Below are 18,239 nucleotides of genomic sequence, written 5' to 3' on the forward strand. Positions count from 1 at the left end.
AACACGGTCTTGAAGTTGTCGTCGTGGTCGGCGGTGTTGACGAAGCCGGTGAGCGAGACGCGGCCGGGATAGGCGGTGGTGGCGTAGGTGGTCTTGGTGCCGATCTCGGTCATCACCAGCGCACCCGAGATGCGCTCGTAGCCCCAGTCGTAGCCGGACAGCACGTTGGTGTTGGGGTTCACCGTGAAGGCGCCGGCCTGGATGTAGCTCGTCGGCGAGAGCTGGTAGGCGACGTTGGCGCCCCAGACCGCGAAGAGCGGCGAGGTGAAGCCGGCGTTGAAGTAGAACAGGTCCTGGAAGCAGGAGTTGATCGAGTTGCACGGCGGCAGGCCGTAATACCGATCCGGGTGGGTGCGGCCGAGTTCGACCACGAGGCGGTCGTCGAACAGCTTCTGCTCGTAGGTGAGCAGCGACAGGCGGTTGTTGTTGGGCGTGTAGGGCGGCTGGTAGCCGACCGTGGTGTCACCGATGTCGGCGGCGTGGTTGGTGTTGCGCACCAGCCCGAAGAAGGTCTGGGTGAACTTGATCGTGCCGCCGGCGATGTTGGCGAGCCGCTGCATGTCGGCGTTCATCGAAAGGACGAAATAGGCCGAGTTCGACTGCTCGCCGCGGCGCAGGCCCGCGGTCGGGTTGGCTTGGTAGAAGTCGTAGATGTTGATGTCGAAGGTGAGCCCGCGCGCGGCCATGTCGGTGGCCCAGGGGGCGAGCGGTCCGACGCGGACGGGGTCGCCGGGCTTGGCGGCGATGGCGGGATCGGTGCGCGGCTGGGTCTGGTCGTTGAACTGGCCGACCGGCGAGGGCTGCTGCGCCTGCGCCGCCGTCCCGCTCAGCGCAAGCCCCGCGGCCAGCAGCAACCCGGTCGCTCCGCCCCTCCTTACCGATCGCGAAACCATCCGTTCCGTCCCCTGCCCGTCGCGTCGCATCGTCGTCCCCTTGTTGCGCCGGCCTCGCGCAAGACTTGGAAGATCTTGGGCGACGCCGTCCTGTGCGATGCACAAGCCGGGCTCGCCGCGATCCTCCGTTCGGCGCGAGGCCAACCGTGAGCGGTATATCGATTGATGTTGTATTTCTGGTTATAGCCTGAGGACACCACAGCCTGGGCTTGCCGGATGCGAAGTCCATTTTGGATGCATGTTGATGAAACACTACGCTGCTGCGTAATTTTTGACCAAAAGCTTCCGTAATTACTAGGCTGGCATCGATTCGGATATGCGGTCAACACCGTAGTTGGGATTTTTGGCTTTTGAGGCATCCTCCTTGCAGCGATGCCACAGGGTTACCGAGCCGCCCTACCGTGAGCGTCTCGTTGCCTTTGGAGAAAAAATCTGTCCCTTAGAGAAAATTGCTCTTGACGCAGTGCAAAATCAGGACGTAGCGTTCGGAGGCAAGATGAGTTTCGATCTCTTGCAGCATTCATCGGCAGCGCGATGAAATTCCAGGCATTTGCCCCAAAATCGAGGTGACGGACATGGACCTCACGCGTCGCAATCTCTTGAAGCGGTCTTCGCTCGCGGCGGCGGCGATCGCCGCGCCGCATTTGTGGCTGCCGACCGCTCGCGAGGCCTGGGGCGCGACGCTGAAGAAGGGTGAGCCGATCAAGGTCGGGCTGCTGTTCTCGCTCACGGGCCAGCTCGCGGTCCCGGAGGAAGATTCCACCCTGGTGATGCAGTACGCGATCGACGAGATCAACAAGAACGGCGGCATCGCCGGCCATCCGATCCAGCCGGTGATCGTCGATGCCAAGTCCGACTTCAACGTCTACTCGGAAAAGGCAAAGGAACTCATCATCCGCGAGAAGGTGATCGCCCTGTTCGGCTGCTACACCTCGGCGAGCCGCAAGGCGATCCTGCCGGTGGTGATGTCGCAGAACAGCCTGCTCTACTATCCGACCTGCTACGAGGGTGCGGAATGCACCCAGAACACGATCTGCACCGGTCCGCTGGCGAACCAGCACTCGAAGGACCTGATCCCGTACATGGTCAAGAACTTCGGCAAGAAGGTCTTCTTCGTCGGCTCGAACTACGTCTGGCCGAAGGAGTCGAACAAGAACGCCAAGATCTGGTTGCAGGAGGCCGGCGGCGAACTGCTCGGCGAGGAATACATCCCGCTCGGCAGCTCCGAGTTCGGGCCCGTGCTCGGCAAGATCCGCGACGCCAAGCCGAACTTCATCTTCTCGACCGTGGTCGGTGCTTCCGACATCGCGTTCCACAAGCAGTTCAAGCAGGAGGGCTTCAAGGTCGATTCGATGCCGATCGCATCGTTGACCACCGGCGAGATCGAGACCAAGGCGATGGGCCCCGAATTCGGCGCCGGCCACTTCCTCTCGGCACCGTATTTCCAGACGCTCGACAACCCGACCAATCAGAAGTTCGTCGAAAACTTCCTCAAGAGCAAGTACGGCAAGAACGGCTCCACCCATTACAACATGGAGGAGACCTACCTCTCGGCCTACGTGTTCAAGGCCGGGCTCGAAGCCGCGATCAAGAAGACCGGCAACGTCGAGGAGGTCACCTCGCGCATGATCCGCGACGTCAGCGGCGGCGTGCGGGTCGAGGACGCGGTCTCGCCCGAGGGCCTGATCTGGATCGACGGCGACAACTTCAACACGTGGCTGAAGCCCAAGATCGGCCAGTGCCAAGCCGACGGCAGCTTCAAGGTCGTCTCGCAGGCCGCGGAGCACGTCGCGCCCGACCCGTACTCGATCTACCCGAATGCCGGGAAATGCACCGCCGCCGGCCTCGTCGCCCCGGACGGCAAGAACCGCAAGAACGTCATCTGACGCCCTTCCGCGCCCTCAACCGGCCGCGGGCGATCCGCGACCGGGCCGCATCCGACGGAGGCCCCGTGACGTCTCTCGACATCGCCCCATTCGCCAACGCGCTGGTGCTCGGCGCCAGCATCGCCAGCATCTGGCTCATCGCCGCGATCGGTCTGACGATCATCTACGGCACCGTCGGGGTCATCAACATGGCCCATGGCGAGTTCATCATGCTGGGCGCCTACACCTCCTACGCCCTGCAATCCTTCCTCGGCCTGCCGTTCCTGCTGTGCCTGCCCGCCTCGTTCGCGGTGGTGGCGCTGGTGGGGCTCGCCATCGAGCGCGGGCTGATCCGGTATCTCTACAACCGCCCGCTCGACACCTTGCTCGCCACCTGGGGCGTTTCGCTGGTGCTGATGCAGGGCGTGCGGCTGATCTTCGGCTCGGACCCGAAATACATCGCCGTGCCGGAAATCTTCCAGAGCAACGTCGAGGTGGGCTTCGCCAGCCTGTCGGTGTTCCGCCTCGTCGTCATCGGTGTCACCGCGCTGGTCGTCGCGGCGACCGCGTGGCTGTTCTACCGCACCCGCTTCGGCATGCAGGTGCGCGCCGTCATGCAGAACAAGGAGATGGCCGCCTCCTTCGGCATCAACGCCGACCGGGTCTACATGACGACCTTCGCCATCGGCGCCGGGCTCGCGGGGCTCGCCGGCTCCCTGTTCGGGGTGCTCGCCATCGTCCTGCCGACCATGGGCACGGCCTACGTGGTGCAGGCCTTCCTCGTCGTGGTGGTCGGCGGCGGTACGCTGCTCGGCAGCGTCGCAGCGGCGGGGCTGACGGGCGAACTCCAGTCGGTCTTCGCCTTCCTGACCAACGACACCTTCGCCCGCTTCCTCCTCTACGTGCTGATCGTCGTGTTCCTGCGCTTCCGCCCGCGCGGCCTGTTCGCGGTCGCCAAAGCCCGCCGATGAGGCAATCGCACCCAGCTGAGCCGCGCCCCGGCTCCCACCCGTCCTCGCCGTCCGAAGAGTGTCTTGTCCGATGACGACGAAGCAGAACCTCTACCACAGCAAGCCGGCGCAATGGGCGGTCTACGGCCTGTTCTTTGCCGCCATCGCCCTGATCCCGGTCTTCGTCACCGACGGCTTCCTGCTCAACCAGTTCGCCGTCTACGGCATCTACGGCATGCTGGCGCTCTCGATCAGCCTGTGCTGGGGTTTTGGGGGCATCCTCAATCTCGGCCAGGGCATCGCCTTCGGGCTCGCTGCCTACGGCATGGCGATGACCATGCAGATGCAGTCGCAGGATCCGGACTCGAACCCGATCCCGCCGTTCATGCTCAACAACAGCCTCGAGCACCTGCCCTGGTTCTGGCAGCCGTTCTGGAGCACGGGCGGCGGCATTCTCCTGGCGCTCGTCGTGCCGACGCTGTTCTACGTCGTGTTCGGCACGCTGATGTTCCGCGCCCGGGTCTCGGGGCCGTTCTTTGCGATCATGTCGCTGGCGATGCTCTCGGCCTTCGCCACGCTGATCCTCGACATGCAGCCCTACACCAACGGGGCCAACGGAATCTCGCCGCCCGCGCCCTTGAGCCTGTTCGGCACCGACCTCGACCCTTACGGGACGACCGCCTACTGGATCGTCTGCGGCGGGCTCGTCGCCGTCACGGTCGGGGCGAAGCTCCTGACGCAGAGCAAGTTCGGCCTCGTGGTGCAGGCGCTGCGCGGCGACCCCGAGCGGGTGCGCTTCCTCGGCTACAACGTCGCCCTCTACGAGACCTGCATCTACGCGATCTCCGGCTTCATCGCCGCGCTCGCGGGCTGCCTGTGGGTGATGCTGATCCAGTACGTCTCGCCGGCGCAGCTCGACACCACCTTCAGCATCGGCATGGTGATCTGGGCCGGGATCGGCGGGCGGCTGTCGCTGCTCGGCGCGATCCTCGGCGCCTTCCTGATCCAGGGCGGCCAGAGCTATCTCGGCGACCAGTTCCTGGCGACCTGGCTGCTCATGCTCGGCGCCTTCTTCATCGTCGTCGTGCGCTTCCTGCCGAAGGGGCTCGCCGGCCTCCTCGAGATGATCCTGGGCAGCATCGCGCGCCAGCCCGCCAAGCACGCCCGGCCCGAGCCCGCCGGGCTGCCGGCGGCGGGCGAGTGAGGGAGGGACCTATGGGCGTTCTCGAAATCCGCGACCTGCACAAGAGCTTCGGCGGCACCAAGGTCATCAACGGCTTCAGCCTGGAGGTGACCGAACTGACCCTGTGCTGCCTCGTCGGCCCCAACGGCGCCGGCAAGACCACGACGATGGACCTGATCACCGGGCGCCAGAAGCCCACCTCCGGCACCATCACGCTGCGCGGCGACAACATCACCGCGCTCTCCGAGCACGAGATCGCCCAGCGCGGAATCGGCCGGAAGTTCCAGGTTCCGGCCGTGTTCCGCGAACTCAGCGTGCGCCAGAACTTCGAGGTGGCCTATTCCCGCGAGGTCAACCCGTTCCGCAACATGCTGCGGCGGCGCCCGCCCGGCTTCTCGGCCAAGCTTGACGAGGTGGTGAGCCTGACCGGCCTCAAGGACCGCCTCGATGTCGAGGCCGGCTTCCTCTCCCACGGCGAGACGCAGTGGCTCGAAATCGGCATGGTGCTGATGCAGAACCCGGCGATCCTGCTGCTCGACGAGCCGGTGGCCGGCATGACCGAGGCCGAGATCGAGAAGACCATCGTCTTCCTCAACCGGCTCAAGCGCACCAACACCCTCATCGTGGTCGAGCACGACATGGGCTTCGTCCGGCAGATCGCCGACGTCGTCACCGTCATGCACATGGGCGCCTTCCTGGCGCATGGAAAACTCAGCGAGATCGAGGCCGACCCGCGGGTGCGCGAGGTCTATCTCGGCGAGCCGGAGGTCTGACGATGCTGCTCGCCCTCGACCGCGTGACCTCCTATTACGGCAAGACCCCGATCCTGAAGGATCTCGGCTTCGGCCTGCCCGAGGGGCAGTGCCTGTGCGTGCTCGGGCGCAACGGCGTGGGCAAGACCACGCTCTTGCGCACCATCATGGGCCTGACCGACCGCACCTCCGGCGAGATCCGCATCGGCGGCGACCCCATCGGGACGGCGCCGACCCATGCGCGGGCCAAGTACGGCCTCGGCTACATCCCGCAGGGGCGCCAGATCCTGCCGCACTTCACGGTGAAGGAGAACATCCTGCTCGGCACCTTCGCCCGCACCGACGGGCGCCGGGACGTGCCGGAGCTGTGCCTCTCCCTGTTCCCCTACCTCGCGCAGAACCTCCACCGGAAGGCCGGGCTGCTGTCCGGCGGCCAGCAGCAGCAGCTCGCCATCGCGCGCGCACTCGCCACCAACCCGCGCATCCTGCTCCTCGACGAGCCGACCGAGGGCATCCAGCCCAACATCGTCGCCGAGATCGGCCAGACGCTGGGGCGGCTCAACAAGGAATTCGGCATCACGCTGATCCTCACCGAGCAGCACATCAAGGTCGCCCGCAAGCTCGGCGACGCCTTCCTGATGATGGAGAACGGCCGCATCGTCGCCCGCGGCCCCATCGGCGAGATGACCGACGAGCTGATCGAACGGCACATGACGATCTGAACGGGCCGTGCACGATCAGCCCCAGCGTAAAAAACGTTTCTTGAGAAGAATAACAGACTTGACCGGCGATCCGGATCGGACATAAAGTCAATCATTGAGCGAGAGATCCGAATTATGGCCGACTATTTCGAATGGAACGGACCTTAAGAGACTTTCCTAAACTTCTCAGCGGAGCGGCGTTGCTCCGCCGGAACGGGTCGCCCGCCGAGAAAATCCCGGCGGTCTGCGCGCGCCCGCAACCCTGCCCGGCCGCAATGAGGCGGCCCGCGATCACGAGGAGCGACGACGATGGAACCGATCCCGAGGAAGGGCACGCCCGAGCGCGAGCGCCTGATCGCGGCGCACAAGGCCTGCATGGATTCGATGAAGGGGGTCGCCGGCAACTCGGTGCTGCTGTGCGAGACGCCGGGCGACACCACGGTGGTGACCGGCGGCGTCCATGCCGACCCGGTGCTCAAGCGGGTGCTGCTGCGCATGCGCGGCGAGAGCCCGAAGGGCAAGCTGATCGTGATCTGCACGCGGGTCGACGCCGAGTGGCGGATCGCCCGGCTGTCCGGCATCCGCGGCGTGCCGCCGGTCTTCGTCGACGACACGGTCTACACCGACGAGCAGGAGATCCAGCACGCGATCTTCCTCATGCGCCTCGACGAACTCTCCGAGAATTACGGCTTCCCGGAAGACTACCACGAGGGCTGGAAGCGCAAGGACGACAACTGGCCGATCACCTGAGGCGGCCAGGCTGAAGTCGATCAGCGGGCGGCTCATCAGGCCGCCCGGCGCCCCCGCGCAACGACGCGCGAGAGCGGGCGCGGACCAGAGACGTTCCCCGAAGGATTGACCCGATGACCACCATGAGGCTGACCGGCTACGCCGACAAGTTCGGCGTGCATCCCGGCGATACGATCCAGTTCTACGTCAATTGCGACGGCCCGGCCGAGTACGAGGTCGAGATCGTCCAGATGATCAACGGCGACACCAACCCGCGCGGGCCGGGCTACATCGACAAGCCGGTCGAGGCCGCGGTCAACGGCACCTACACGGGCCGGAAGCAGATCATCCACGGCGGCTCCTACGCCTACGTGCCGGACGCCAAGCCCTTCCACGTCGAGAGCTTCACGCTCCAGTGCTGGATCTGGCCGACGGCGCCCAAGACCCATCCGCGCTACTGGAAGCACGGGGCGCAGGGGCTCGTGACCAAATGGTCGAACGAGTGCGGCTACGGCCTCTTCATCGGCGAGGACGGCTGCCTCGAACTGCGCATCAACGAGCACCGGATCACCACTGGCGTGCCGCTGCGCGACCATGCCTGGCATTTCTGCGCCGCGACCTTCGACGCGGCGACCGGCCTCGTCACGCTCTACCACGAGCCGCAGGTGGTCTACGCCCTCGATCCCGAGATCGCCCCGGTCGAGGCGCGGCTGAACCTCGCCATCGCCCACGCCCCCGTGCCCGTGGCGCTCGGTGCCTATGTCGAGCGGGTGGCCCCCGACGATCCGCTGGCCGCCTCCTCGAAGCCGGCCGGAATGGTCTTTGCCGGCAAGTATAATGGCAAGATCGACAGCCCGCGCATCTGTAACCGGGCGCTCTCGCGCGCCGAGATCGAAACGATGAAGGCCGGCGCCCAGCCCGGCCTGACCGAGCGGCGCAATGCCGGCCCGACCGGCAAGCTCTCCGAGTGCATCGTCGCCGCCTGGAATTTCTCCGTCGGCATCGACACGCTGACTTGTAAGGACGAGGGCCCGTACCGCTTCGACGCCACGCTGGTGAACTGCCCCAACCGCGGCATGACCGGCCATAACTGGTCGGGCCAGAACTTCGACTGGAAGCACGCGCCGGGGGAATACGGCGCCATCAGCTTCCACGACGACGACGTGGACGATGCCCGCTGGGTCTCCGATTTCGCGTGGAGCGTGCCGGAGACCGGCGTGAAGAGCCGCTTCTACGCCGCCAAGCTGACGACGGCGGACGGCGACGAGGAGTTCATCCCGTTCTGGGTGGTGCCGCGCATCGGCCAGGAGACCGCCAAGATCGCCGTGATGGTGCCGACGATCAGTTACATGGCCTACGCCAACGAGCACGTGGCCTGCAACGCGGGCGGGGCGGAACTGTTCATCTACCGCGTGCCGATCATGCAGCAGCAGAACATGTTCCTGTCCGAGCATCGCGAATACGGCGGCTCGATCTACGACACCCACACCGACGGTACCGGCATCTCGATCTCGTCGCGCCTGCGGCCGATCCTGTCGATCCGGCCGAAATACGACCACTTCCTCGCCCAGGCGCCGTGGCAATACCCGGCCGACCTGCACCTGATCTACTGGCTGGAGACGATGGGCTACGAGTACGACGTCTTCACCGACGAGGACATCACCTACGACGGGCTCGCGCGCATCGAGAATTACAACGTCGTCATCACCGGCTCGCACCCGGAGCACAATTCCGGCACCCAGCTCGACGCGCTCCACAACTACACCCAGCGCGGCGGCCGGCTGATGTATATGGGCGCCGACGCGTGGTACTGGGTCCACTCGTACCATCCGGGCTACGAGGACAAGGGGCGCGGCGTCGTCACCGAGATGCGCCGCTGCGAATCCGGCATCCGCACGTGGCGGGCCGATCCGGGCGAGTACTACCATCAGGGCACGGGCGAACTCGGCGGCATGTGGCGCTTCCGCGGGCGCTACCTGCATTCGGTGGCCGGCGTCGGCATGTCGTCGGAAGGCTTCGACGTATCGAGCTACTTCTCCCGTACGCCGGACAGTCTCGACACCCGCGTCTCGTGGGCGTTCGAGGGCATCACCTACGACGAGAAGCTCGGCAATTTCGGCCTCGTCGGCGGCGGCGCGGCGGGGCTCGAACTCGACATCGTCGACACCATGCTGGGCTCGCCCCCGCACACCCTGACGGTGGCGACCTCGGCCGGGCGGCACACGGAGGCCTATCTCCTCGTCATGGAGGATTTCGGCTTCAACCAGCAGGGGCTCGACGGCACCACCCATCCGCGGGTGCGCGGCGACATCGCCTATCACGAGACGCCGAACGGCGGCGCCTGCTTCGCCTTCTCGTCGATCGCCTATTGCGGCTCGCTCCCCTGGAACAACGGCGACAACAACATCTCGCGGCTGACCAAGAACGTGCTCGACCGCTTCGCCATGGACGGCCCACTGCCGGCGGCTCCCCAGAGCGCAATCAAGCATCGCGGCCGGGCCGATTACGATCCGAGCCCGATGGAGCACCGCAGCCGCCGGGAGCGCGACGAGCCGCTGCCCGCCTGACCGCTCGCCCCCGCTCCGGCGGGGGCCGCCCGGACGCTTCGCCCTCTCGTTCCTCGGGCGGAGCCGCGGTGGCAGTGCCGACGCCCCCCGAGGCGCTGCCACCGTCCCCTCGCTCGCCAGGATGAGCCGATGGCGCTTGCAGCCCCCCTTGCCGCTTCTTCCGGCTTCGTGCCGGACCGCCCCGATCTCGGCCACCGCGCCGAGGGACGGGACCTCGCCGATCCGGCTTTCTTCGAAAGCAGCCTCGACCCGACGGCCCCGCGCCTGCTGCCGCCCGCCGCCTATCGCGCGCTGGCGTTTGCCGAACTCGAGGACGACGCGGTCTGGACCCGCGCGTGGCTCGCGATCGGGCTCGCCGCCGAGATTCCGTCGCCCGGCGACCTCCTGCCCTTCACCGCCGGCCATCACGGCCTGCATGTCCAGCGGGACGAGGCGGGGGGGCTCATCGGGCGCTTCAACAAGGCTCAGCACGGCGGCTGCCGGGCGGTGCCACTGCAATGCCGCACCGGCACGAAGACCCGCTGCTCCTTCACCGCCTGCGGCTACAGCCGCGACGGAACCGTACTGCCGGCAGGGCGCGACGGCCTGAGCCCGGCGATGCACCAGTATCTCGGCCTGCGCCCGGAGCGGCTGCTGCCGGTGGCGGTCCGCGCCTGGGGTCCGCTCGTCCGGATCAACCTCGATTCCGAGGCGGAGCCGCCCGAGGCCGCACCGCGCGGGCTCGCCGCGCTCGCCAACGAGACCCGGCGAGCGGAGTTCGCCGCGAACTGGAAGCTCGCCGCCCAGGCCCTGGCCGAGGGCACGCCCCGCGCGGAGGGCCCGCACAGCCTGGACCTGACCGGGCGGCTCGCCACGGGCGAGGCTGCGGCCATCACCCTGCACTTCCCCAACCTCGTCCTGATCGCGTCGGGCTCCGAGACCTGCGCGATCATGCTCCAGCCGACCGCCCTCGGGCAGACGCTGCTGCGCATCGGCCTGCTCGGACCGGAGGGCGCGGCAACGTCCAACCTCGAAGCGTCCGACCTCGAAGTGTCCTGGGCGGCGTGGCGGGCCGAGATCGCTGCCCGGCTCGCCCCGGCCGTCGCGGTGCAGGCCGCGCTCGGCGTCCTTGCCTCCCCGCCCGCCGCCGACGCCGCCGGCCTCTGGCTCCAGCAGCGCATCGCCGAGCGCGTCGGCGCGCGCCCGGTGCCGACGCAGACCCAACCCCTCTACGCCACGGCCCAGGGCCGCGACTGCTGATTGTGCGGGAGACCCCCATGAGCGTTGCCATGCCCCTTGCCCAGACCATCGCGCCCGTACCCACCCTCGCGGAGGGCGTCGCGGCGTTCCAGGCCCGCGCCTACGACCGGGCGCTGGCGGTGTTCCGGCCGCTCGCGGAGGCGGGCGACCCCGAGGCGCAGGCGTGGCTCGGCGCCCTCCATGCGGGCGGGACCGGCGTGCCGGCCTCCCTGCCGCAGGCCTTCGCGTGGTATCGCCGGGCAGCCGAGCAGGGCCACGGCCCGGCCGCGACCAATGTCGGCGCCATGCTGGCGATGGGCCAGGGCGTGGCGCAGGACCGGGCCGAGGGCGCGCGCTGGCTGGAGCGCGCGGCGGCGGGCGGCGACGCCATGGCGGCCTACAACCTCGCCACGCTGCTCGCTAAGGGCGAGGGCCTTCCCGCCGACCCGGCGCGCGCCGCCGCCCTCTACCGGAGCGCGGCGGAGGCCGGGCACTACCCGTCCCAGGCTCGGCTCGGCCATCTCTACGCCCACGGCATCGGCGTCGCGCGCGACCGGGTCGAGGCCTTCGCGTGGCTCTCGCTCGCCGCCGGCCACGGCGTCGGCACGGCGCTGACCGCGCTGGAAGCGGTCATCGCCGAGATGTCGGCGGACGAGAAGCGCCAGGGCGCCGCCCGCGCACAGGCCCGGCGCACCGAGCCCGGCCGCCTCGCGCCGATCCCGGCCTGAGCGGGGCTCTCGCGATGACCGCCTATAGCGTCCAGCAGATCAAGTTCGAGTTCATCAGCTACGTGAAGGAGTTCGGCGCCGATTTTTCGGATTGGTCGGTCGGCGTCTGTGACGACGCGCCCGCCGCCCTGTTCGGCGAGCACGGCATCGACCGGACCCGCGACATCTGGCTGTGGAAGCCCGCGGTCTCGGCCCAAGCAGCCGCGATGGTGCGCGACTGGATCTGCGGCCGCCAGGGCGCGGCGGCGCTTCCGGGCGAGGGCCGCCACGTCTTCCTGTTTCGGCGGGCCGGGTGAGGCTCGGCCCGCGAGCCGGTCGTGAGGAGGGCTGGATCGGCGGGAGGCCGCGCGCTCACAGCCGCCGCAGCCAGCGCGCCCAGTCCGAGTGGTGGAACTGGGTGCGGGCGCGCATGTGCTTCCACGTGCCGTACTTGTAGAAATCGAAATCGAGCGTCGAAACCGCCTCCTGGATCATCGCCCAGGTGGCCCATTTCAGGTCGGCGAGCGCCTTCAGCACGTTGATGCGCGCCTCCATCGCCGGGTCGAGCCGGCCGAAATAGGCTTCGATCATCTCGCGCTCGACCGCCTCGGGGAACGCCATCTCGGTGAACCACAGGGCGATCTCGTAGGCGCGCTCGTTGTTCGAGGCGTACTCGAAATCGACCAGCATGATGCGATGGTCCGGCCCGATCATGAAGTTGCCGGCCAGCGTGTCGTTCATGCAGGGCACGAGGTCGAGGCCCGAGGCCGTCAGCGCCGCCTTGGCCTCTGCGAAGCCCCGCATCAGGAAGGCGAAGTCCGGCGGCACCCGCCCGCCGACTTGCGTCACCTGCGCGACGTGTTCCTCGATCATGTCGAACACGGTCTTGGTCAGGCTTAAGGGCGCGGCGTCGTTGAAGGCGCGCAAGGCCGTCACCGCGTTGCAGCGGATCGCGGGATCGAGGAAATCGAGATTGGTCGAGGCGCGGTATCCCTCGACGAAGGCGAAGATCTCGACGCCCTCCTCCGCCAGGTATCCGTGCACGGCCGGGCCGAAGCCGCAGGCTTGCGCCCGGCGACTGGCCTCGTTGGCGTGGTCGCGACAGATGAACATCTCGGTGCCGCGGCCCGGCACCTTGACGAAGAAGTCCTGTGCTTCACCGGTCGAGACGCGCCAGTTGGTGTTGCTGATGCCCCCGGTCACTGGGCGGTAGCGCAATGGCAGTTCCCGCCACTCGCGAAAGCGCGCGAGCACCGCTTCGACGGCGCGTTCCGACGGGCTGCAGCCCGCGCCCAGCTCGATCCAACTCATTGCAAAATCACAGGATTCGCAGCCATGTCTCGAAATCCCGCTGTGCGAGGGTGGTGCGGGCGCGGAGGTGGCGCCATTGGGCGTATTTTAAGAATTCGATGGTGGGGCGGGGCGATGTGACCGCACGGGTGATTCCCCACAAACCCCACATCAGGTCGTCGAGGAAACCGTAGAGCCGGGCGCGGGCGAACAGGGGCTCGCGGCAGGTGCCGGCGTGGTGCTCGATGAGGGCGCGGCGATCGGCGTCGAATGCGCAGGCCTCGTTGAGGAAGGCGCCGACGTCGAACCACGGGTCGGTATCGCCGGCGAGGTCGAAATCGACGAGACGGACGCCGCCGGCACGGTCGAGCATCACGTTCGAGGCGATGCCGTCGTTGTGGCAGAAGGTGGCGTCGATCCCCGCCGCCGCGATCGCCGCGCGGGCCAGCTCGGCGGCGGCGAGCAGCCGGTCGAGGTCGGGCGGCAGCGGCGCGCCCGCGGCCCGCGCCTCGCGGGCCAGCGCCGTCACCCGCTCGAACGGCGAGAAGGCGTGGCCGAGCGGCCCCGAGGCGTGCAGCCGCGCCTTGGCGTCGAGCACGGCGGCGGCGAGCGTCGGCGACTGGAGATCGCCGAGGCGGGCGTAGGCCCAAGGGGCGGGCAGCCATTCGAGCGCCAGCACGCCCGCGCCCACGGCGATCACCGCGGGGCCGACCCCGCAAGCGGCGGCGCGTTCCGCGGCGGCGTCGGCCCAGGGCAGCACGTCGCCGGCCATGTCGTCGTGGCGGATCTTCAGGAAGACCGGGGCCTGCCCCTCGATCTCGACCCGCACGCAGTCGGAGGCGACGGCGCGGTGGGTCGGCGAGGCGACCGGCGCGGCGGCCAGCGCGAAGCGGCCGGGGCGCCCGCCCCAACTGATGCGTTCGAGCGCCGCCTCGACGCGGCGCTCGAACGGGTCCGAGGCGGAGCCGAGGGCGATCATGCGCTCTCCCCCCGCAGCGCGATCTCCGGCGCGCCGGCAGCGCGGCACAGGCGGCGGGCGGCGCGGGTCAGCACCGCGAGCCCGGCTTCGAGATCGCGCGGCGCCGTCGCCTCGGCCTCGTTGTGGGCGATGCCGCCGAGGCTCGGCACGAAGATCAGCCCGGTCGGGCAGCGATCGAGCAGGCTCAGGGCGTCGTGGCCCGCGACCGTATCGAGCCTGCGGCAGGCCAGCCCTTCCGCCTCGGCGCAGGCCGCGACGAGGTCGCTGACAGTGGCGGGCAACGCGCGGATGCCGCGCAATGCGCGGGTCGGGACCGACACCGTCACGCCGGCCCGCGCGGCGGCGGCCTCAAACGCGGCTTCGGCAAGCGCCGTCGCCTCGGCCAGCAGCGCGTCGTCGGCCGAGCGCAGTTCGGCGGCGATCTCGACCCGCTCGGGCACGACGTTGGCGGAGTTCGGCGCGACCCGTATGCGCCCGACCGAGGTGTGCAGCCGCCCCGGAAACCGGTCGGCGAGCGCGCGTAGCTCAGCGATGGCGTAGGCCGCCCCGAGCAGGGCGTCGCGGCGGCGCTCCATCGGGGTCGGGCCGGTATGGGCCTGCGCGCCGGAAAACACCGCGTCGAGCTTGGCCGCGCCCCAGTTGCGGGTGACCGCGCCGATCACCGCGCCGGAGGCTTCCAGCACGGTGCCCTGCTCGACATGGAGTTCGAGGTAGCAGGCGGGCATCGGCGGCGGGGCGTCGGTGCCGGCATAGCCGATGGCGGCGAGCGCCTCGCCGAGGGAGATGCCGGCCTCGTCGCGCAGGGCCAGGGCGGCGTCCGCGCTGCTGCGCCCGGCATAGACGCCGCTCCCGAGCAGGCTCGGGCGGAAGCGCGCGCCCTCCTCGCCGGTCCAGTTCACGACGCAGAGGTTGGCCGAGAACGGGCGTCCGGCGCCGGCTTCCCGCACCAGCGCCGCGGCGGCGAGGATCGCGGCGGCGACGCCGTAGGTGCCGTCGAGGCGGCCGGCGCGGGTCTGGCTGTCGAGATGGGAGCCCAGCATCACCAGCGGCGCATGCGGATTCCGCGCCAGCGGCACGAGCCCGAACAGGTTGCCGACGCGGTCGATCCGGATCTCGGCACCGAGCCGCTCCAGGCAGTCCCGCATCAGGTCGCGGGCCTGCCCGTCCTCGGGGCTCGCGGCGAGCCGGGTGATGCCGCCGCCCGCGGTCGCGCCGCAGGCCGAGAAGGCGGACAGAAGCGCGTGGATGTCCGCGTCAGGTCGCGATGACGTCGATGTCATGGCGCGCGAACCGATCCGCGAAGGGCTCGGGCGGCGGCCGGTCGGTCACGACGGTGAGCGGCGTGGCGAGTTCGAAGGTCTGAAGGTTGGCCTGGCGCCCGAACTTGCGGGAATCGGCCAGCAGCACGGGGCGCCGGCTCTGGCCGCGCAGGGCCCGGCGCAGGACGGATTCGTGCTCCTCGTAGTCCATCCACCCCTGCGCAAGGTCGCAGGCGGCGATGCCCATCACGGCGAGATCGAAGAAGTGGCGCCGGGCGTAATCGAGCGTGTCGTAGCCGACGAGCGCGTTGTCCTTCGGCCGCAGGGTGCCGGGCGTCAGGTTGATCCGCGCCGGGCTGTCGGCGAGCAGCAGGGCGATGTCGATGGAGTTCGTCGTCACCGTGAGCTTGCGGGTGGTCAGGCGCCGGGCGAAGGCGAGCGTCGTGGTGCCGGTGTCGATGAAGATCGACATGCCGTCCTCCACCAGCCCCTCGGCGAGGGCCGCGACGCGCCCCTTCTCGCGGCTGTTGAGCTGGCTGCGCTCCACCAGCGGGCGCTCCTGATCGAGCCGCGGCAGCACGGCGCCGCCGTGGATGCGCCGCAGCAGGCCGCGCTCCTCCAGCAATTTGAGGTCGCGCCGGATCGTCTCGTCGGACACCGCGAGCGCCGCCGCGATGCTGGTCACCCCGACCCGCCCGGTCTGAGCGAGTTGCGAGAGGATCTCCTCGTGGCGATGATCGGTCAGCATCCCGGCCCCTTGCGCGTTCGGGGGCAGGATAGCGGCGCGGTCGCCGTCCGGTCGCGGGCGATCTTCGCGCATTCACAAGGCAGGATGCCGCTAGAGCTGCGCCCGACCACGTTGGGTCGGGATGCATCTCTGAGCTTTTGTTGTGCCGCGCTTTCTTTCGACGAACCGGTGTCCACTTCGTCGGAAAGCGCTCTAAGCGGAGCGGCGACGGAACCCGGCGGGGCGCGCGCATCGGCTCAGGCATCGAGGGCGGGGGCGCGGCGGTGGCCCGTCGCCTGCTCGTAGGCGTAGGCGAAGGCCAGGAGGTCGCCCTCGCTCCACATCCGCCCGACGAAGATCAGGTTGAACGGTGCGCCCGAGGCGTAGGCGCCCGCGGGCAGCGTCACGCCGGGAAGCCCGGCGATGTTGATCTCGCAGACCGTGGTCTCCAACAGCGTGCCCGGCCCGTGCAGCGGCGGCAGCTCGGCCCGCATCTGCGGGAAGACCAGGGCGTCGAGGCCGTGCGCTGCCATCACCCGATCGAACAGCGCGAGATAGGCTTCGCGGGCGGCGAGGAAGTCGGAGAGGTCCGGCGGGCTGGCCGGGTCGGCAAGGCAGGGGGCGAGCTGGCGCAGGTTGTTGATCGGATGCAGCACGCCGCCCGGCGCGAAGGCGTCCTCGGCCCGGGTCGCCTCGGCGAAGGCGGTGAAGCTCCTCAGGGCCACGTCCGAGCCCATCCGCTCCAGATAGAGCTGGAGGTCGAACGGGGCGGATTCGAAGCCGCGGGCGTCGAAATAGACCAGCCCCGGCGTCGGCTCGGCGAGCGCCGAAAAGCCCGTTCCGGCGAAGGGATCGGCGACCAGGGTCGCGCCGGCGGCCGTCAGCTCACCTTGCGCCCGCTCGTAGAGGGCGGCGGCCTCGGGCGAGAGCGGCAGGTCGCGCCAGCCCGGGCCGAACAGGCCGAGGCGCTTGCCCGCGAGCGCGTCGGGCGCGAGCCCGGCGGCGTAGCCGCCCGCCGGGCGTCGGCCGATGCCCGCGACGGTCTTGGGGTCGGCGGCGCTGTAGCCCGCGAGCGCGTCGAGGGTGAGGGCGGCGTCGCGCACGCAGCGGGTGATCGGGCCGACCACGTCGCGGGTCGAGCCCGCGAGCGGCATCACCCCGGCATTCGGCACGAGGCCGAAGCTCGGCTTGATGCCGACCAGCCCTTGGGCGGAGGCTGGGTTCTGGATCGAGCCGCCGGTCTCCTCGGCGAGGCCGAGCACCGCGAGGCTCGCGGCCACCGCCGTGGCGGTGCCGGCGCTGGACCCGCCGGGGATGCGGTCGGGGGCGGCGGGGTTGAGGGTCGGCCCGGCCCAGCTGTCGTTGGCGTGGCTGCCGGTATGGCTCAGCACCGGCACGTTGGTCTTGCCGAGGATGACGCAGCCGGCCGCGCGCATCCGCGCCGTCACCGGGGCGTCGGTCGCCGGAATCAGATCGACGCCGCCCGCGGCCGACGAGAGGAAGTGCCAGCCGCCGGTGCTCGGCAGGCCGGCCATGTCCATCGTGTCCTTGATGACCACGGGCACGCCCGCGAGCGGCCCCAGCGCCTCGCCGGCCGCGCGCCGGGCGTCGATGGCGCGGGCGTCCTCGACGGCGCGGGGGTTCATCACGATCAGCGCATTGTAGCGCGGGTTGTAGCGGCCGATCCGCGCCAGGAAGGCGCGGGTCAGCGCCTCCGCCGTCACCGTGCCGCCGTCGAGCGCCTGCCGGACATCGGCCACCGTCATCTCGACGAGGCGGGCCGCGAGATCCTCCGCCGCACCGGTTTCGGTCGGATCGAGGGTCGCCTGTCGCGCGGTCTGAAGCATCGGGGTCTCGCGTGTCGAGGGGGCACGGCCGGTCGCGTCCATGCCCCCTCGACCCAGCAAAGCTTATGCCACAATCCCCACAAATCCCTCGCGCGAAGGCCCCGCACGGCGTCGATGATCGGGCCGATTTTTTCTTTGGAGGAAAACTAAGTTCCCATATGGATCGGGAATGGCCGCGTCCCGTTCGGGGCTACTCACCAACGCTGCCCGATCCTACTCGATGGCGACCGCCGAAAAGGCGGCTTCGAGGCCCCTTTTCCGGCCTGTCGGGGCGATCCACGGCCCGCCGGTCGGGCCCGCCCCGATCTTTCGTCGGTCGCGCGGGGCCGAACCGCGGGGCGAAGCGCGATGCGCGTCAGCTCGGATGGCAGGCGAAGCCCGGCCATACGGCCTTGCCGTTATCGACGTGGAGCGTCATGCCCCCGACCGGGTCGGCACCCGAGACGAGGCCGGCGTTCGCCCCTGCGACCAGCCTGCGCCGACGGACGGACGACGGGTTTCCCGCACGGGGTCGCTCCCGCACGCCCGACGCTCGCGTCGCCGCGGGAACGTTCGGTGTCCCGCGAGACATG

At 69.3% G+C, this 18,239-nt stretch carries 16 protein-coding genes; 10 read left to right on the plus strand and 6 right to left on the minus strand.

All coding sequences use genetic code 11. From position 1 onward, the window contains the following. On the minus strand, positions 1-893 hold an 893-nt coding region (locus AAHG03_RS00005), incomplete at its 3' end, for a carbohydrate porin (protein WP_342147912.1). 575 nt (positions 894-1,468) lie between these two features. Here AAHG03_RS00005 and AAHG03_RS00010 point away from each other — a divergent pair. From AAHG03_RS00010 to AAHG03_RS00055, 10 genes are all read left to right on the plus strand, one after another. After that, a complete protein-coding gene (locus AAHG03_RS00010) occupies positions 1,469-2,779 on the plus strand; it encodes a transporter substrate-binding domain-containing protein (RefSeq protein ID WP_342147913.1) in 1,311 nt (436 codons plus the stop codon). A 65-nt stretch (positions 2,780-2,844) separates the two neighbouring features. Next, a complete protein-coding gene (gene urtB / locus AAHG03_RS00015) occupies positions 2,845-3,729 on the plus strand; it encodes an urea ABC transporter permease subunit UrtB (protein ID WP_342147914.1) in 885 nt (294 codons plus the stop codon). Positions 3,730-3,799: 70 nt separating this feature from the next. Continuing rightward, complete coding sequence (gene urtC / locus AAHG03_RS00020; RefSeq protein ID WP_342147915.1) at positions 3,800-4,912, plus strand: urea ABC transporter permease subunit UrtC; 1,113 nt, start codon at positions 3,800-3,802, stop codon at positions 4,910-4,912. 11 nt (positions 4,913-4,923) lie between these two features. Further along, positions 4,924-5,664 carry an urea ABC transporter ATP-binding protein UrtD gene (gene urtD, locus AAHG03_RS00025; protein WP_342147916.1) on the plus strand — a complete coding sequence of 247 codons (741 nt, stop codon included), beginning with the start codon at positions 4,924-4,926 and terminating at the stop codon, positions 5,662-5,664. Positions 5,665-5,666: 2 nt separating this feature from the next. After that, positions 5,667-6,365 carry an urea ABC transporter ATP-binding subunit UrtE gene (gene urtE / locus AAHG03_RS00030; protein ID WP_342147917.1) on the plus strand — a complete coding sequence of 233 codons (699 nt, stop codon included), beginning with the start codon at positions 5,667-5,669 and terminating at the stop codon, positions 6,363-6,365. A 288-nt stretch (positions 6,366-6,653) separates the two neighbouring features. Next, positions 6,654-7,094 carry a N,N-dimethylformamidase, small subunit gene (locus AAHG03_RS00035; protein WP_342147918.1) on the plus strand — a complete coding sequence of 147 codons (441 nt, stop codon included), beginning with the start codon at positions 6,654-6,656 and terminating at the stop codon, positions 7,092-7,094. A gap of 113 nt (positions 7,095-7,207) precedes the next feature. Beyond that, positions 7,208-9,640, plus strand: a complete 2,433-nt coding sequence (locus AAHG03_RS00040) for a N,N-dimethylformamidase beta subunit family domain-containing protein (RefSeq protein ID WP_342147919.1) — start codon at positions 7,208-7,210, stop codon at positions 9,638-9,640. A gap of 129 nt (positions 9,641-9,769) precedes the next feature. After that, the gene (locus AAHG03_RS00045) at positions 9,770-10,879 is read left to right on the plus strand and encodes a hypothetical protein (protein WP_342147920.1); all 1,110 of its coding nucleotides are present in this window, start codon (positions 9,770-9,772) and stop codon (positions 10,877-10,879) included. Positions 10,880-10,896: 17 nt separating this feature from the next. Beyond that, positions 10,897-11,586, plus strand: a complete 690-nt coding sequence (locus AAHG03_RS00050) for a tetratricopeptide repeat protein (RefSeq protein WP_342147922.1) — start codon at positions 10,897-10,899, stop codon at positions 11,584-11,586. A gap of 14 nt (positions 11,587-11,600) precedes the next feature. After that, entirely contained in the window at positions 11,601-11,882 is a 282-nt protein-coding gene (locus AAHG03_RS00055) for a hypothetical protein (RefSeq protein WP_342147923.1), read from the plus strand. A gap of 55 nt (positions 11,883-11,937) precedes the next feature. Here the strand turns inward: AAHG03_RS00055 and AAHG03_RS00060 are convergent, their stop codons facing one another. From AAHG03_RS00060 to AAHG03_RS00080, 5 genes are all read right to left on the minus strand, one after another. Next, positions 11,938-12,876 carry a phosphotransferase gene (locus AAHG03_RS00060; RefSeq protein ID WP_342147924.1) on the minus strand — a complete coding sequence of 313 codons (939 nt, stop codon included), beginning with the start codon at positions 12,874-12,876 and terminating at the stop codon, positions 11,938-11,940. Between the two features lie 7 nt (positions 12,877-12,883). Next, complete coding sequence (locus AAHG03_RS00065) at positions 12,884-13,834, minus strand: phosphotransferase family protein (RefSeq protein ID WP_342147925.1); 951 nt, start codon at positions 13,832-13,834, stop codon at positions 12,884-12,886. After that, the gene (locus AAHG03_RS00070; RefSeq protein WP_342147926.1) at positions 13,831-15,114 is read right to left on the minus strand and encodes a Zn-dependent hydrolase; all 1,284 of its coding nucleotides are present in this window, start codon (positions 15,112-15,114) and stop codon (positions 13,831-13,833) included. Before AAHG03_RS00070 ends, AAHG03_RS00065 begins: the two co-directional genes overlap by 4 nt. After that, complete coding sequence (locus AAHG03_RS00075) at positions 15,089-15,841, minus strand: DeoR/GlpR family DNA-binding transcription regulator (RefSeq protein ID WP_342147927.1); 753 nt, start codon at positions 15,839-15,841, stop codon at positions 15,089-15,091. The genes AAHG03_RS00070 and AAHG03_RS00075 overlap by 26 nt, the downstream gene beginning before the upstream one ends. A gap of 236 nt (positions 15,842-16,077) precedes the next feature. Then, entirely contained in the window at positions 16,078-17,667 is a 1,590-nt protein-coding gene (locus tag AAHG03_RS00080) for an amidase (RefSeq protein WP_342147928.1), read from the minus strand. Positions 17,668-18,239 lie beyond the last annotated feature (572 nt).

Origin of the sequence: Methylorubrum subtropicum, from assembly GCF_038442325.1 — a bacterium.
GTDB lineage: Bacteria > Pseudomonadota > Alphaproteobacteria > Rhizobiales > Beijerinckiaceae > Methylobacterium > Methylobacterium subtropicum.

Bases quoted from the DNA above. Each gene is read 5' to 3' on its own strand.
- AAHG03_RS00045 (WP_342147920.1), top strand. From the start codon at position 9,770: ATGGCGCTTGCAGCCCCCCTTGCCGCTTCTTCCGGCTTCGTGCCGGAC.
- AAHG03_RS00050 (WP_342147922.1), top strand. From the start codon at position 10,897: ATGAGCGTTGCCATGCCCCTTGCCCAGACCATCGCGCCCGTACCCACC.
- urtC (WP_342147915.1), top strand. From the start codon at position 3,800: ATGACGACGAAGCAGAACCTCTACCACAGCAAGCCGGCGCAATGGGCG.
- urtD (WP_342147916.1), top strand. From the start codon at position 4,924: ATGGGCGTTCTCGAAATCCGCGACCTGCACAAGAGCTTCGGCGGCACC.
- urtE (WP_342147917.1), top strand. From the start codon at position 5,667: ATGCTGCTCGCCCTCGACCGCGTGACCTCCTATTACGGCAAGACCCCG.
- AAHG03_RS00035 (WP_342147918.1), top strand. From the start codon at position 6,654: ATGGAACCGATCCCGAGGAAGGGCACGCCCGAGCGCGAGCGCCTGATC.
- AAHG03_RS00060 (WP_342147924.1), bottom strand. From the start codon at position 12,876: ATGAGTTGGATCGAGCTGGGCGCGGGCTGCAGCCCGTCGGAACGCGCC.
- AAHG03_RS00070 (WP_342147926.1), bottom strand. From the start codon at position 15,114: ATGACATCGACGTCATCGCGACCTGACGCGGACATCCACGCGCTTCTG.
- AAHG03_RS00055 (WP_342147923.1), top strand. From the start codon at position 11,601: ATGACCGCCTATAGCGTCCAGCAGATCAAGTTCGAGTTCATCAGCTAC.
- AAHG03_RS00040 (WP_342147919.1), top strand. From the start codon at position 7,208: ATGACCACCATGAGGCTGACCGGCTACGCCGACAAGTTCGGCGTGCAT.
- AAHG03_RS00080 (WP_342147928.1), bottom strand. From the start codon at position 17,667: ATGCTTCAGACCGCGCGACAGGCGACCCTCGATCCGACCGAAACCGGT.
- AAHG03_RS00065 (WP_342147925.1), bottom strand. From the start codon at position 13,834: ATGATCGCCCTCGGCTCCGCCTCGGACCCGTTCGAGCGCCGCGTCGAG.
- AAHG03_RS00010 (WP_342147913.1), top strand. From the start codon at position 1,469: ATGGACCTCACGCGTCGCAATCTCTTGAAGCGGTCTTCGCTCGCGGCG.
- AAHG03_RS00075 (WP_342147927.1), bottom strand. From the start codon at position 15,841: ATGCTGACCGATCATCGCCACGAGGAGATCCTCTCGCAACTCGCTCAG.